The sequence below is a fragment of the Bradyrhizobium sp. STM 3557 genome (assembly GCF_045571465.1).
Taxonomy (GTDB): domain Bacteria; phylum Pseudomonadota; class Alphaproteobacteria; order Rhizobiales; family Xanthobacteraceae; genus Bradyrhizobium.
The window spans coordinates 302525-316574 of record NZ_CP120697.1 but is presented as its reverse complement, the minus strand read 5'-3'; the positions used below and the strand labels follow the sequence as shown (position 1 = coordinate 316574).

Genomic DNA, 14050 nt, shown 5'->3' with positions numbered 1-14050 from the left:
TCATAGGATGGGTATCGCTTCGCTCAACCCGTCCTACATTCTTGGTCTCATTCCGATCATCACCTTGGATACCTAGCGCGGCGCGATACGGAACATCGGCGACCGGTTCGGCTGCGTTGTCACCACGCCGACCGGCATAACCGGGACTTCGTCGGCAAGCTCGATCCTGTAGGCACCGACCAGTCGCGCCAGCGCCAAGGTCGCCTCCACCAAGGCAAAATGCGCGCCGATGCAGACCCGCGCGCCGGCGCCGAACGGCAGATAGGCGAAGCGCTCCGGCGGCGGCGCGCCGGGCATGAAGCGCTCGGGCAGGAAGGCGTTTGGTGCCTGCCACAGCTTCTCGTGCCGGTGCAGCAGCCATGGCGCAATCAGAATGACATCGCCCTTGCGCACCGGGAAACCCGAAACCCGATCCGGCCCCATCGCGGCGCGCGCAATCAGGAAAGCCGGCGGATAGAGCCGCAACGCCTCGTCGATCACGGCGCGGGTGAATGGCAGCCGCTCCGGCTCGGCAGTGCCTTCGACGCCCCGCGCCTCACGCGCGAGCTTCTCCTGGCTCTCGGTATCGAGCGCGAGCAGGTACAGCGCCCAGAACAGCGCGATCGCGGTGGTCTCATGGCCGGCGAGAATCATGGTCGCGACCTCGTCGGCGAGCAGTTCGTCGGAGAAGCTGGCCCCGGTCTCCGGGTCGCGCGCCGCGTCCATCAGGTCGAACAGGTCCTGCGGCGGCGCATCGCCGCTCTTGCCGGCGGCGCGGCGCTCCGCCATCAGCTGCGCGACGAAGGCGGTCCAGCGCTTGCGAAAGCGGGCGCGGGCAAAATCGCGCGGCGTCGGCCAGGACAGCGGCAGCACCAGATCGAGCAGATGCGGGCTCGCCAGCCGTGTGCCGTATTCGAAGACAAAGTCGCGCAGAGTCGCGCCATGCCGCCCCATCTCGAACGAGAACATGGTGCGCCCGGCGATATCGAGCGTCATCCGCTGCATGACCTCGCGCAGATCGATCGGATGGCCGCACTGCTGCTTCAGCTTCACCACGGTCTCATCAGCGACCGCGATCATGTGCGGGATCAGCGTGTTCACTGCGCGCGGCGTGAACGCCGGCGCCAATGTGCGGCGCTGGTGCTTCCAGGCCTTGCCTTCGGCGATCAGGAGGCCTTCACCGAGCATCGGGCGCAGCACGCGAATGCCGCCGGGCGTGCGGGTGTAGTTCTCGTAATTGTCGACCAGCACATGCTTGATCGCATCCGACGTGTTGAGGATGAAGCTGGAGCGGCCGAAGAAGCGGCCGCGGATCACGTCCTCCTCATAGGCGCGCTGGCCCCAGCTCTCGATCGCGTTGTCGCCCATCTTCAGGACGCGCCGGAACGCACCCATGCTGTCGGGCGCGCGTGGCGGCGCCGGGGGCACCAGCGGCCGCCGTGACAGCGACAGGTCATGGATCTCGGCGATGGTCATTGACGGCCTTTCACCCACTCGAAAAGAGCACAGTCAGACGCGAGCGAACCGGCTCGGCATTGGAGGTGCACCCTCTCCCATCGTCGCGACGGCGCAGCCGCCGTCGGCAGTGGGAGAGGGTGGATCGCCGACGCGGAAGCGGCGGCGAGCCGGGTGAGGGGTCTGCATCCGCGGAGACAGACCCCTCACCCGCCTTCGATGCTTCGCATCGCAGGCACCCTCTCCCACAAGGGGAGAGGGTGCAGCCAGTTCGCGGCGCTGGTTCGGTCCATCAGCTCAATCGTTCTCGCTACATCAGCTAAGTCGTCAGCTCGATCACCGCAATCCTGCCTTCGGAAGCGGGCCAAAGCCGGGCAGCGATCCGTTCCTCGTTGAACAGGCCGACCACGCTGCGGCCGACCTCGCCTGCCGGCAGCCGTAACGTCGTGACCGAGTCGGTCGGAACGCCCCTCTGCACGTCCAGCGGCTCCTTGCCGTCGAGCAGCACGATATCGCGGGGCAGGCAGAAATAGCCGCGCGGCCGTGTCATCATGACGATGGCGCCGGCGCCCGTCGGTTCGAGCGGACGCGCGGGGCGCAGATGCACGATCTCCGAGGTGCGCGGGAACGGCGAGCGATAGAAATGCGTGATCGGCGCGCCCTGCGCGGTCAGCACGATCTCGAGATAGGCCGTGGGGTCGACCTCGGCCGGGCCCCAGCGCCCGTCGGCACCGGTCTCGACGCGATAGAGCGCCTCGCCCAGCCGCTCGCCGGTGTCGGGCGAGACATGAAAGAGCTCGACCTTGGCACCGGTGACCGGCCGGTTGGTGGGCACGCCGCCTGGCGTGCCCGTCACCAGCCCGCTCAGCCGCACCTTCGGCTCGGCCACGATCGCGATCCGATCCGGCTCGTATCCGGCAATGAATTTGTAGATCTCGCGGAACGCGCGCGCATGATAGGCGCTTTCGCGGTGATCGACCGGTCCGAGCACCAGATTGGTGGCACCCTTCAACTCCGGCCCCTCGGCGGTGACGCCGGTCGGCACGCCGGGCTTGCCGATGAAGCGGCCATCGGCTTGCGCATATTTGTCCAGCCCATCGCTGCGCAGCGTCAGGAACGCTGTGCCTGCCGTGACCTCGCTGTCACCGCTATTGAGGCCCTGCAGAAACGGCCCACGGCCGTTGAATTCATTGCCGAGCTGATCGTCCGAATTGAACACGCCGTGATTGGGCGTGCCGCAGAGCACGGCATGGCTGATATCGCTGCCGCCGGCCTTGATGTAGCTGCGGATGGAATTGCCGCCGCGGGAATTGCCGACCAGCGCGACCCGCGCCGCCCCGGTTGCCTTGCGCAGCGCCGCGACCGCCTCGCCGAGCTCGCGTCGTTGGTCCTCGGTCGAGGAGCGACCAGCCTGCGCCACGGTGTCGTCGCTGCGCGCAAGCGGATCGGTGAAGTTGAGCGCGGCCATCCGCGCCCGCGGCACGCCGTTGGATTCCATCCGCCACAGCGTCGTGATCCAGAGCGCGGCGTGGTCGCCATTGCCATGGACGAACAGGATCGGCGGCATGTCCTGCGCGGCCGCGGTCGGCGCGGCCTGAGCCAGTGCCGCACGGCGCAAATCGGCGGAGAACAGCGGCAGGGTTCCGAGGCCCTGCAGCATGGTGCGTCGCGTCAGAGTCATCGGCAGTTCCCCCCTGCCCGCCATGATTGTTCCCTGCACGATTCCGGACTGGAAACGCACTGGACAGGGGCGGACCTTCGCAGGCATCACATACGACCTGCCGGAATCAAGCACCAGTCGATCACAGGCTGGCGACATCGCGACAAGGAGCGACGCCCGGACATGAACGCCCCGTCCCGACGCCAGATCTTCTCCACGGAAGGCATTGCGGCTCCGCTGCGGCACCTGGCGTTTCGGCGGATCTGGCTGGCGAGCCTGCTGTCCAATCTCGGGCTTTTGATCCAGGCGGTGGGTGCGGCCTGGGCAATGACCCAGATGACCGCCTCGGCCGACAAGGTGGCGCTGGTACAGACCGCCTTGATGCTGCCGGTGATGTTCATCTCGATGCCGGCCGGCGCCATCGCCGACATGTATGACCGCCGCGTCGTGGCGCTGGTCGCGCTGTGCATCGCGCTCGCTGGGGCAACCGCGCTCACGGCGCTGTCGTGGCTCGGCCTGGTCACGCCGCAGATCCTGCTCGCCCTGTGCTTCGTGGTCGGCAGCGGCATGGCGCTGATGGGCCCGGCCTGGCAGTCGTCGGTGAGCGAGCAGGTGCCGCCGGACACCCTGCCCGCGGCCGTCGCCCTCAACGGCATCAGCTACAACATCGCCCGCAGCTTTGGTCCTGCGATCGGCGGCGTGGTGGTGGCGGCGGCCGGCGCGGTGGCCGCCTTCGCCTGCAACGCCCTGCTCTATCTGCCGCTGGTTGCCGCACTGTTTTTGTGGCGGCGCGTGGTCGAGCCGCAGCATTTGCCGCGCGAGCGGCTGAATCGCGCCATCGTCTCCGGTATCCGCTACATCGCCAACTCGCCATCGATCCGGATCGTGCTGATCCGCACCTTCGTGACCGGCGTGATCGGTGGCGCGATTTCGGCGCTGATGCCGCTGGTGGCGCGCGATCTGCTGCACGGCAGCGCGCTGACCTATGGCATCATCCTGGGCGCCTTCGGCGTCGGCGCCGTGATCGGCGCGCTCAATATCGGCGCGATCCGCCAGCGGATGAGCGGCGAGGCCGCCGTGCGCACCTGCGCGCTGTCGATGGGCGCCGCGACGGCTGCGGTCGGGCTCAGCGTCCATCCAGTGCTGACCTCGGCCGCGCTGGTGCTTGCCGGCGCGGTCTGGATGCTCGCGGTGGCGCTGTTCAACATCGGCGTGCAGCTCTCGGCGCCGCGCTGGGTGGCGGGCCGCGCGCTCGCTGCCTACCAGGCCTCAATCTCCGGCGGGATTGCGATCGGAAGCTGGGGCTGGGGCCGGCTGACCGATGCGTATGGCGTCGAGGTCGCGCTGCTGGTGTCCGGCGCCCTGATGGCGCTGTCGCCGCTGCTCGGCCTGTGGCTGCGCATGCCGCCCATCGGCGCGCGCAACGAGGACGCCACCGAGGCGCTGACCGATCCGGAGGTGCAACTATCGCTGACGCCGCGCTCGGGGCCGCTGGTGGTCGAGATCGAGTATCGCGTCGCGCAGGACGACGCCCGCGCCTTCCATAGCGTGATGCAGGACGTGCAGCTCAGCCGGCAGCGCAACGGCGCCTATGGCTGGTCGCTCGCGCGCGACATCGCCGATCCCGAGCTGTGGACCGAGCGCTATCACTGCCCGACCTGGCTCGACTATCTGCGCCAGCGCAACCGCGCCACGCGCTCGGAACGCGAGCTGCACCGGCAGGCGATGGATTTTCACATCGGCCCTGATCCGGTGCGCATCCGCCGCATGCTGGAGCGGCCGTTCGGCTCGGTGCGCGGCAAGGAGGATATGCGCGAGCACGCCGGCGAGATGCGGCCGGACCGCGCGGTCGAGCAGGCCCCGGCGCTCGCCACGGCGACACGGAGCGGGCCTTAGCCGTTGCCTTCAGACAGTCATTCCAGGGCGCGCGTGAAACGCCCGAACCCGGAATCCAGAGATGAGTCCGGCCATTTCGAGATTCCCCGATGCGCAATTGCGCATCTGAGGTTCAGCCGCTATCGCGGCTGCCCTCGGAGTGACGGATAAAAATTACTGCCCGTGCTCGGTCAGCACCTTCTCGCAGGCCTTGGACAGCCGCGCGCGGTGCTCCTTCAGGCAGGCCAGCACGGCCTGATCGCCGTCATTCATGACCGCCCGGCACAGCCGCGACACGTCGCGCGCGCAGGCATCATGTCCCACCTGCTGCGCCTGCGCTGCCGAGGCCAGCACGGCGAGCGACATGACGACGAGAATTCTGCTCATGGGTACCGCCTCGCTCCCGCATTTCCAGTTGTTCATCCGCTTCTAGTGAGGGTCGGGCAACCTCGCAAGCCGCGACACCGATCCAATGCAGCGCGGGCCCGGCGGGTTCGTGTGACCATCCTTGCGACGCCATGCCGCTGGAAATCTTCCGCAATCGGCGACGTGTTGGGACCGCGTTAACGTTTCATTGGCATTAATCGAACTTAATCGGATCGGACCGGAGTCATCCTGTCCTCCGCCACCAGTTTCGCGTTCTCGGGAAAAGTAACATGCGTAATGCGTTAGGCCTGATGCTGGCCACCGTTGCCACCGCAGCGATCATCGCCGGAACGTGGCACTTCATCTCCTCGCCGCGCGCCGTGCAGGCCGCAGCCCCCCAGACCGCGGCCGCTTACCCGTCCGAGAAGGCGCCCCCATCGGCCAAGCTCGCCGCCAAGGATGACGTCGAGGTCACGGCCGCAGTCCCGGCCAAGCCCGCAACGCCGCCAGCGCCGCCGCCCGTGCCTGCGATGCAGAAAACGGCTTGCGCCAATCCGGACGCGCTGGGCATCTCACGCACCGTCGTCGTCGACACGACGGGCGGTCCCGGCTTCGGCATGGACCACTTCAAGCAGTTCGACTTCCTGACCGACCATGAGGTGGTGCTGACCTTCGATGACGGTCCGTGGCCGCACAACACGCCGGCCGTGCTGAAGGCGCTGGCCGATGAGTGCACCACCGGCGTGTTCTTCCCGATCGGCAAGCACGCGACCTATCATCCGGAGATCCTGCGCCAGGTGCTGGCCGCCGGCCACACCGTCGGTGCGCATACCTGGTCGCATCCCAATCTGAACGGCAAGAAGATGACCGATCAGATGGCGCAGGATGAGCTGGAGAAGGGATTCAGCGCGGTGAAGTTTGCGCTCGAGGCCAAGCCGTCGCCGTTCTTCCGCTTCCCGCAGCTGCAGCACCGGCCGTCGGCGGTCGCCTATCTCGGCAGCCGCAACGTCGCGATGTTCTCCTGCGACGTCGACTCCTTCGACTTCAGATCCAAGGATGCCGACCAGGTCGTCAACACTGTCATGAGCGGGCTGGAGAAGAAGGGCAAGGGCATCATCCTGATGCACGACTTCCAGAAGCACACGGCCGAGGCGCTGCCGACGCTGCTGCGGCGGCTCAAGGCCGGCGGCTACAAGGTGGTGGCGATGAAGGCCAAGGCCACGCTGGACACGCTGCCCGAATATGACGCGATGATCGGCCAGGATCCGAAGCTGCCGACCACGATGACCAACGCCCGCCCGCTGTCGAGCGTGATCCAGACCGTCTCGCAGTAAGCTTCGTTCGAATTCGTGTGAAGGGCCTCGTCGCTCGCCCCCGACCGGGCGGGCGCGCTCCACAGTCCAAGCGCGGAGGACAAAAGTGTTCGCTGTCGCCCGGCGTTGTGCCGGGCAAGCGGGCCACAATCTCCAATGTCGTCCCTGCGAAAGCAGGGACGCATAACCCCAGGCCTGATTTGTCGTGCGCCGTATGAGCCGCGTGCCCTTTTCTAAGTTCACGCGATATGGGTCCCGGCGTTCTCGGCGCAATTGCGCGCCTGACCGGACGACACTGAGTGGGTTGGAGCGGCTATGCATCTCGCCGCACTCTGAGCGCGAACACACGGTTGCGTGAACATCGGGCTGATCGATGAACCGATGCGAAGGCGCCGACGTCTGATCGGCGAGATCGGGGCGTCGTGGAATACCGCTATGTTATTCCGATACCGTCACCTCCGGGTGCGGGGGGATCGTTTGACACCCCCTGATTGAGGTATGATGGTATGCATGGCCGTCCGAATTTCAGCACGTTCTGGATTGTTTGCAATTGAGCTAGACCGGCGCTCCCCAACCACGTGGAGATCCTCCCCATGCGTTTCGCAGGACTCGTGCTGTCGGTGATCGCCGGCGCATTGCTATTCAGCCATGCGCGCGCGTGGGCACAGACTGGCGAAGGCGAGGTCGAGGAGATCTATGTCGCGCGCACATTGCGGGTCTCGCGCGTGGTGCCGTCGGATTATTGCGCGCCGACCAAGACGGGCTTCGCTCCGGCGCTCGAGGATCGGCTCGTGATCAAATCGATCACGACGCGGCCTGAGAACGGTCGCATGACCGCGACGAACGACAAGGACATCGGCGACATGCATGTCTGCATCGGGCAGGCGATGGACCCGACCCTGCTCGGCACCTATTCGGAAGGCCACATCGCCGGCATCCCCTATGTCGGCGTCGGCGACTGTCGCCTGGTGCGCGGCAACCAGCCGGAAGAGGGCCTGCTCACCCATCGCTGCTGGCTGTCGCTGTCGGGCCTGCCCGAGCCCTATGTCGGTGGCTTCCTGGTCTCGAGCTCGCTCTATTCCAGAACGCCGTTCGGCACGGAGACCTCGCCGCCGGGCTACAACCAGGCGGCCTTCATCCTGGTCCGGCTGTGGAAGCGCCGGCAGCCTTAGAGCGTTTTCGAGCGAAGTGGACACCACCGGCAAGACGGTGACAACGATCCCGATATGTCGTGCGACGCTCCTGATGAAGTCGATCAAATAGCGGACGTTGTCCGTGCTTTTGCGAAGATCGCCAGCACGGCGAAATCGCTGCACGGTCTTAGCGACCGCGATGCCGTGCGGAATGCCGCTCGGCCATGTACCGGCCTGGCGAGGTGCCGAGCGTCTTGCGGAACATCGTGACGAAGCTCGGCACGCTCTCATAGCCGAGGTCGGCTGCGACCCGCTGGATCGACGCACCGCCCGCCAGCCACTGGACTGCAAGCATGACACCAAGCTGCTGGCGCCATCGCGCGAAGCTCATCCCGGTCTCGCGGCTGATTAGGCGCCCAAGCGTCCGTTGGCTCAGGCCCGCGCGCTTCGCCCATCCGTCCAGCGTGCCGCGCTCCGAAGGCGCTGATATCATCAGGTCGACAAGGGCGCGGAGCCGCGGGTCCGTCGGCATCGGCAGATGCAGGTTCTCGATTTCCGCCGCGGCGATCTCGTCGAGCAACACCGAAATCAATCGCGAGTTCGCACCGCCCTCCTCGTAGAACAGCGGCAGGCTGGCCGCGCGGAACAGCAGCTCGCGCAACAGAGGCGACACCGAGACCGTGCAGCAGCCGCTCGGCAAGTGCGCGCCAGCGCTGGGAGCGACGAACGCACTATAGCCTTCGAGCGAGCCTGTCGCCGTGATGGCGTGGAGCGCGCCGCCCGGAATCCAGACGGCGCTACGGGGTGGGACGATCCACAGTCCGCTGGCCACCCGGCAACTGAGCGCACCACGCTGCACGAGCAGGATCTGCCCCTTGGCATGACGATGCATGTCGAGCTCGATCCTGCCGATCTTCTTCGATGCGATGCCATAGGTGACGACCGGGCGCGCGACGTCGTCCGGTTCAACCCAGTCGGACGGAGCGGAGCTGTCTGTCAGGATCGGCATGGCCCGATGTTACATGCTGATTGGCGCAAACGAATAAGAACTTGTCCAGGCTTCGTAATGACGCCAGAGCGACCTCGATTTATCTCAGCCGCGCACCAATCGAGGCCGACTCGGACTCGATCATCAGTGAAGGGATTGTCATGGCTTTGATCACCAGCGGCCGCGTCGCGGAGACGCTCGACAAGCTTCATCGCGAGGCCGATGCGGCCGATCGCGATTTCATGGCCGAAATCATGGCCCGGTTCGAAGCATCCGGTGAGACGCTGGAAGACGCGGCCGCCAAGCTGGTCGCCGAGGAACGGGCGAGCTATCGGACCGTGTATCACGGTCACGCCGAGCATTTCCTGGCCGTCTCGAAGGCCTATGGCCGATTCCTCTACGCGATCGCCCGCGCGCGGCGCGCGAGGCGGATCGTCGAGTTCGGCACCTCGATGGGGATCTCGACGATCTATCTCGCGGCTGCGCTTGCCGACAATGGCGGCGGCCGGCTGATCGGCTCGGAGCTCGAGCCCAGCAAGGTGGCACGGGCGCACGCCAATCTCGAAGCGGCCGGTCTCGCCGATCTCGTGGAGATCCGCGAAGGCGATGCGCTGGAGACGCTCAGGGACGTCGGCGGCGAGGTCGACGTTCTCCTGGTCGACGGCGCGTGGTCGCTCTACCTGCCGGTGCTCAGGCTGATCGAGCCGCAATTGGCGCCCGGCGCTGTGGTCCTCGGTGAGAATGCGTTCGCGCAAGATTATCTCAACTACGTCCGCAACCCGGCGAGCGGCTATCTGTCCCAGCCACTCGCCATAGACGAGGGTCGCGGCAACGAATTCACGGTCCGGGTCAGGTGATGGCGGTGGAGATTCAGCACCGTGAGACGGCAGATGGCTTGCCAAGCCGTAGCTCGCGAAGCGAGCGGAGGCTGGTGCCGCAAGAGGGACTCGAACCCCCGACCCCGTCATTACGAATGACGTGCTCTACCAGCTGAGCTATTGCGGCGAACCGTGACGTTCCGCCCCGAATGGCACCGGCGGCGGTCGGGCTCCTGATATCCGGCGCGGCCGCGATTGGCAAGGACAACGCGGACGCACTGCCTTAACCTCGCGCGATTTTGCCTCGGCCGGACGTCGGTGTCGCCGCACCGGGCGAAATGAATGACCCAAAGATCCCCTACCCGCCGAGCCTGGACCAGAACCCGCGCCAGCCGCCGGCCTGCTTGCTCGGGGCGAGCTGCTCGGCGAATTCGTCGCGCGGCTGCTCCTCTTCCTCAACGCCGGGGTCATCGGGCGCGCGCACGATCGGCACGATCACCGGAACCGGCTGCGGTGGTCGATCGAGATCGGTCCGGGCGCGGAACAAGGGTGTTGGAGCCGGTGATTCGGCAGTCGGCGTCGGTGCGGCCGGTTCGAGGGCTGGCGTCGGCGCGACTGCAAGCGTCGGCGGCGCGGCAGGCTCCTCAGCCTTCGGCGGCGTGACCTCCACGCCTGCGGCCTGTGGTGGGGCTAGGGGCGGCGAGGCCACCGGCGCGACAGGCTCGGCGGCCGTACGCTGTGGCGGCAGATTGTCCTGCACCGCGGGCGCCGTCACCGGCTCCGGGACCGCTTCCGCCGCCTCGACCGGCGCGGGGGCCGGCTCGACATCCACCTTGGTCTCGGCCTTGATTTCGGGCTGCGGCTCAGGCTCGACCTTGGGCTCGGCCGCAGCTTCGAGGTCCGGCGCGAGGTCGCGCGGCGGCTCGGCCAGCCCTTCCGGAATCGCCGGCCGCATTGGCCGCGGCGCCAACATCGCCTCCTCGAACGCCGACGGCTCGATGGCGCCGCTCCTGTCCGATGGCAGGCTCGCGACCGGCGTCTGCCATTGGAAGGCGTCGAGCCTGCCGGTGACCGGCGAGACCGGCCGCCAGCGGTCGCTGACATAGCCATCGGCGGTCCAGGCGGGATCGTGGCGCGCACGCACCGCGCGCAAGGTCCATTCGCGCGCCTTGCCGGCATCGCCATGCTCGGTGCGCTCCAGCTCCGCCATGAGCATCGCCACCCGCTGGGTCGGATTGTCGAGGAAGGGAGCGAGCACCGCGCGCGTCCGCTTGAACTCGGCGGCATCGATCGCCGCGCGCGCCACCGCGAGCGCGCCCTCGATGTGCCCCGGCGTGCGCGCCGCCAGGTTCTCCACCCGCGACAGCCGCTGCCTGGCGGAATCGCCGAGCCGCACATGGGCATAGGCGTCGGCGAGGTCGGGATGCGGGCAGGCCACCCAGGCGGCCTCGATGATCCTCATCGCGCGCCGCACCTGGTGCGCCTCGCTCTCATATTTCGCCGCCAGCACCGCCGCCGGCACCAGGGTCGGCGCAAGCTTCACCGCCTCCATCACGCTGTCGCGCGAGGCGTCCCTGTTCTTGCTCTCCAGATCGAGCGCGCGTGCGGTCAAGAGCACGCCGCGCTGCCGCCGATAGGACGGCTTGTCGAGCAGGCCGGCCGTGTAGTTGCTGTCGAGGATCGCCAGCGCGCCGTTCCAGTCGCCGCGCGCGCAGCGGAAGCCGAGCACGGCATGCGAAGCCCAGGGCGCATTCGGCGCGACCTTCAGCGCCTCGTCGGCGATCATGACGGCGGCGACCGCATCGTCGGCGCGCTGCGCCTCGATGAACAGGCCGCGCAGGCCGAGCAGGCGCGTGTCCGCGCGCTCGGACATGGTCCGGAAGGCGCGCTGCGCGGCATCACGGTCGCCTTCGAGCTGCGCCGCCTGCGCGTGCAGCAGCAAGGTCAGCGGATCATCGCCGGCGAGCTTGCGCGCGACATTGGCATGCTGGCGCGCGGCGACGGAATCGCCGTGGCCGATCGCAAGCAGGCCGTGGGTGATGGCATGGCGGCCGCGCGCGTGACGGCGGGCGTGATGACGACGGCGGATATGGCCGGGCGCGCGAACCAGCGCACGCAGGATGCTCCAGAGCAAGAGCGCCGCCACGATCAGCAGGAACACCGCGAGAACCGCGACCGGCAGCGTGGCCTCGATGCGCCACGGCCCCCAGGTCATGACCACGTCCCCGGGCTGCTCGGCGACCCAGGCGGCGCCAACGGCCGCGGCCCCGATCAGGATGAGAAAGAGGATGATCCGGATCATAGGTATTCCCTGGGCATTCCTGTTGCGGGGCCGTCATTGCTGCGAGGCTGTTAGTTCTGCGAGACATTGGCGAGCGCGGCCATCGCCTCGTCGGCGAACTGCCGGGATGCGGCGAGCGCGGCATCGCGCGCGTCGGCCTTGTCGAGCCAGGCTTGTGCCGGTGCGCGATCCGCGGGCGCCAGCGTTTTCAATTCGCGCCTCGCGTCCGTGAAATCGTTGCGCAGCGCCGCCGCGGTGATCCGCGCCACGATCGCGCCGCGGTCGGTGCCGGCCGCGTCGGTGCGCTCGATGCGCACCAGCTTGGCCGCGCCCGCCTGCAGCCGATCGACGATCGAAGAGCCCGATGTCGTCCCCTCCTGCGGCTGCGGCGACAGCTTCGGCACGATGGTGAGCAGGTCGCGGTCGAGCGCGCCCGGACTGGGAACACCGGTCGACGCGAACATCTCGAGCGGCTTCAGCGCATCGGCGCTCGGCGCCAGCGACTTGGCCGTCGCCAGCGCGGTGGCGTATGGCTCGCCGTGCCGGACTGCGACGTCGAGCAGCGCGGCGGCGACGACGCGGCGCAGCGGCAGGTCGTCGGCCGGCCTGGCGTCGGCGATCTTCTTGTCGGCCTGCGCCAGCGCGGCGCTTTGGCTACGGCTCAAGCGCTCGATCTGGTCAAGACGCGCGTTCAGCGCCGACAGATCGATCTGGCTGCTGGCCTCGCGCGGCATGGCCTTCAGCTCGTTGGCCGTGGCGGCGATCTTGTCCGACTGCGCACGCAACGCGGCGACATCGCCGCGCACCGCGGCCAGCGACTTGTCGAGGGTGTCGAGCCGCGCGGCCGCCGTGCTATCGGCCTTGCCGAGCTTTGCTTCCAGTCCGTTGACGCGCGCATTGATGCCTTCGACGACGGTCGTGAGCTGCGGCGCGGCCGAGGGCGGCTGAACCTGCGGCCAGCCCAGCATCCAGCCGACGCCGATGACCAGCGCGGCGGCAACCGCCCCGGAAAACGGCGCAACGACCCAGGGGGAAATCGGCCGCGCCGGCGGTGGGCCGGCCTCGCCACGTGGCGGCAAATCATCAGCCGCAGCCGATGCGGCAGCGATCTCTTCCGCACTCGGCTCGACCTCGGGTGCGACATGCGGATGCGATTCGCCCGCGAGGTCGGACGAGGCTTCCGCGACCGCCTCGGCCGGCGCGGGATGAGTCTCGCTCGACGTCGGCTCGAGATCGATGGTCGGCGGCGGACGCCTGGAGCGGCCGGTATCGGGAGCCGGCCCTGCAGGTTCGGTGATGTCATCGACCATGGCGGGAGTTCCCATGTTGAGCATTGACTGGGCAGGTCTTACGCCATTCAGGACCGCAACGCACGGCTTAGCCCTTCCAACAATTCATTTTCATCCGGCCGCGCGGCGACGCTGACTTGCGCAGCGCCGGCCTCGCGCAGCACGTCGGCGACCGCGGCCGACATGCAGCATTGCGGCACGGCCAGCGCCGAGATCTCGACACCGCCGCTCCGCGCCGCCGCCACAAAGGCCGCGGCGCTGCGGCGCGAATAGTGCAGCACGGCCTCGATGCCATGCGCGGCAAACGCGTCGCAGACCTCCGGCGGCAGCGCCGTGACTTGAGTCATGCGGTAGACGGTCTGCGTGACCACATGCAGGCCGCGCGCAGCCAGCTCGCCGGCGAGGTCGCGCGAGATGTCTTCGCCCGCAAAATAAAGAAGCGTGTCGCGCTTGCGGAAGATCCGCTTCTTGACGCCGCCGGCGACCAGCTCGCGCAAGGCGCCCGCATCGCCATCGGCCGAGATCACCTTTGCGAAGCCGGCCGCGCGCGCCTCTGCAGCGGTCTGCGCGCCAACCGTGAACAGCGGCAGCCGCTTCAGCGAAGAATTTTCAAGCTGCGGCGCCACCGCGCGCAGCGCATTGGCTGACGTCACGATCAGCGCACCGACCGCGCGGCCCGCCTCGTCGTCAGGCTCGACATCCGTTTCCCGGCCGAGATCAGCCGGCAGCGGAACCGGCTCGAAACGCAGCATCGGCGCCAGCAGCACCTCGAAACCGCGCGCACGCAGCGCCTCGGCGGTCCTGTCGGTGTCGGGCAATGGACGGGTCACCAGCACAGCCATGTGCTATACGTCCGGAAACCGCGCGGCAGACGGGTCGCAACTGTCGGACGA

General features: G+C 67.9%; 11 protein-coding genes and 1 tRNA gene. 4 read left to right on the top strand and 8 right to left on the bottom strand.

Going from position 1 to position 14050, the window contains the following annotated elements; genetic code table 11:
- Positions 1 to 72 precede the first annotated feature (72 nt).
- Positions 73 to 1455: a cytochrome P450 gene (locus tag P6U24_RS01420; protein WP_407157440.1), complete on the bottom strand. Its 1383-nt coding sequence runs from the start codon at positions 1453 to 1455 to the stop codon at positions 73 to 75.
- A 298-nt stretch (positions 1456 to 1753) separates the two neighbouring features.
- Entirely contained in the window at positions 1754 to 3115 is a 1362-nt protein-coding gene (locus P6U24_RS01415; RefSeq protein ID WP_407157439.1) for a hydrolase, read from the bottom strand.
- A gap of 162 nt (positions 3116 to 3277) precedes the next feature.
- Between P6U24_RS01415 and P6U24_RS01410 the strand changes: the two genes are divergently transcribed.
- On the top strand, positions 3278 to 4990 hold the full coding sequence (locus P6U24_RS01410; RefSeq protein WP_407157438.1) for an MFS transporter: 1713 nt from the start codon (positions 3278 to 3280) through the stop codon (positions 4988 to 4990).
- Between the two features lie 153 nt (positions 4991 to 5143).
- Here the strand turns inward: P6U24_RS01410 and P6U24_RS01405 are convergent, their stop codons facing one another.
- Entirely contained in the window at positions 5144 to 5356 is a 213-nt protein-coding gene (locus P6U24_RS01405) for a hypothetical protein (protein WP_407157437.1), read from the bottom strand.
- A 269-nt stretch (positions 5357 to 5625) separates the two neighbouring features.
- Between P6U24_RS01405 and P6U24_RS01400 the strand changes: the two genes are divergently transcribed.
- Together P6U24_RS01400 and P6U24_RS01395 are read left to right on the top strand one after the other, a co-directional pair.
- Positions 5626 to 6669: a polysaccharide deacetylase family protein gene (locus P6U24_RS01400; RefSeq protein ID WP_407157436.1), complete on the top strand. Its 1044-nt coding sequence runs from the start codon at positions 5626 to 5628 to the stop codon at positions 6667 to 6669.
- 572 nt (positions 6670 to 7241) lie between these two features.
- Complete coding sequence (locus P6U24_RS01395; protein ID WP_407157435.1) at positions 7242 to 7820, top strand: hypothetical protein; 579 nt, start codon at positions 7242 to 7244, stop codon at positions 7818 to 7820.
- Between the two features lie 148 nt (positions 7821 to 7968).
- Here P6U24_RS01395 and P6U24_RS01390 read toward each other — a convergent pair whose 3' ends face one another.
- Positions 7969 to 8790 (bottom strand): AraC family transcriptional regulator, encoded by an 822-nt coding sequence (locus P6U24_RS01390; protein ID WP_407157434.1) that lies wholly within the window; start codon positions 8788 to 8790, stop codon positions 7969 to 7971.
- Between the two features lie 140 nt (positions 8791 to 8930).
- Between P6U24_RS01390 and P6U24_RS01385 the strand changes: the two genes are divergently transcribed.
- Positions 8931 to 9626 (top strand): O-methyltransferase, encoded by a 696-nt coding sequence (locus tag P6U24_RS01385; RefSeq protein WP_407157433.1) that lies wholly within the window; start codon positions 8931 to 8933, stop codon positions 9624 to 9626.
- Positions 9627 to 9698: 72 nt separating this feature from the next.
- On the opposite strand, the gene P6U24_RS01380 is transcribed toward P6U24_RS01385, so the two are convergent.
- The 4 genes from P6U24_RS01380 to P6U24_RS01365 form a co-directional block, all read right to left on the bottom strand.
- Positions 9699 to 9774: transfer RNA gene (locus P6U24_RS01380), tRNA-Thr, on the bottom strand.
- 171 nt (positions 9775 to 9945) lie between these two features.
- Positions 9946 to 11889: a heme biosynthesis HemY N-terminal domain-containing protein gene (locus tag P6U24_RS01375; RefSeq protein ID WP_407157432.1), complete on the bottom strand. Its 1944-nt coding sequence runs from the start codon at positions 11887 to 11889 to the stop codon at positions 9946 to 9948.
- 50 nt (positions 11890 to 11939) lie between these two features.
- Positions 11940 to 13178, bottom strand: coding sequence for a COG4223 family protein (locus tag P6U24_RS01370; protein WP_407157431.1), 1239 nt, complete (start codon positions 13176 to 13178; stop codon positions 11940 to 11942).
- A gap of 47 nt (positions 13179 to 13225) precedes the next feature.
- The gene (locus P6U24_RS01365; protein ID WP_407157430.1) at positions 13226 to 13999 is read right to left on the bottom strand and encodes a uroporphyrinogen-III synthase; all 774 of its coding nucleotides are present in this window, start codon (positions 13997 to 13999) and stop codon (positions 13226 to 13228) included.
- Positions 14000 to 14050 lie beyond the last annotated feature (51 nt).